1 pseudogene is annotated in these 715 nt (G+C 48.7%); it reads left to right on the top strand.

Annotated features, from left to right (window positions below):
- Positions 1-715, top strand: a pseudogene (locus KIV40_RS25910) (exodeoxyribonuclease V subunit gamma); the annotation flags it as partial.

Raw genomic sequence — 715 nt, 5'->3', positions numbered from 1 at the left:
CTCGGATAGAACCGCCGATCAAGAAAGTCCGATCTTAACCGCCTTCATGCAGCTGGTGGCTCTGCCTAAGAGTCGATGCCTTGCTTCTGAATTGCTTGAACTGCTTGAGATCCCAGCCATGCTGGCGCGTTTTGATATTGATGAGTATCAGTTCGAACAAGCTAAGCAATGGGTAGAAGAAGCCGGGATTCGCTGGGGTGTGGATGGCAGCACGGCGACCGAATTTGACCTACCTGAGACGCAGCAAAATACGTGGTTGTTTGGTGTGCAGCGTATGCTACTGGGTTATGCGATGTCTGAATCAGCGGGTCTATTTGAAACCGCTGACTCACCGATAGCTGCTTATGATGAAGTGCAGGGTATGAGCGCAGAGCTTGCGGGTAAGTTGGCGCACTTTATTGAACGTATTACTCACTATCGTCAGCGACTCAATCAAGCTCAATCTATTGAGTTGTGGCGTGAGACGCTGCTGAATCTAATCGATGATTTCTTTACGGTCGAGCTAGAAGGCGAAGTGGTATTGAAGTCGATTCGAGATGCGCTTGGTCAGTTGAATGAACAACTTGATGATGCCTTGTTCGAGCAAGAACTGTCGCCAAGCATTGTTTACCAGTACCTCAATAACAAGCTTTCTGGGGCACGCATCAGCCAACGTTTTTTAGCAGGGCAAGTGAACTTCTGTACCTTGATGCCGATGCGTTCGATTCCCTTCAAA

This window comes from Vibrio sp. D173a (assembly GCF_030248475.1).
The sequence above is the reverse complement of the archived record's forward strand: the minus strand, read 5'-3'. Positions and strand labels throughout refer to the sequence as shown.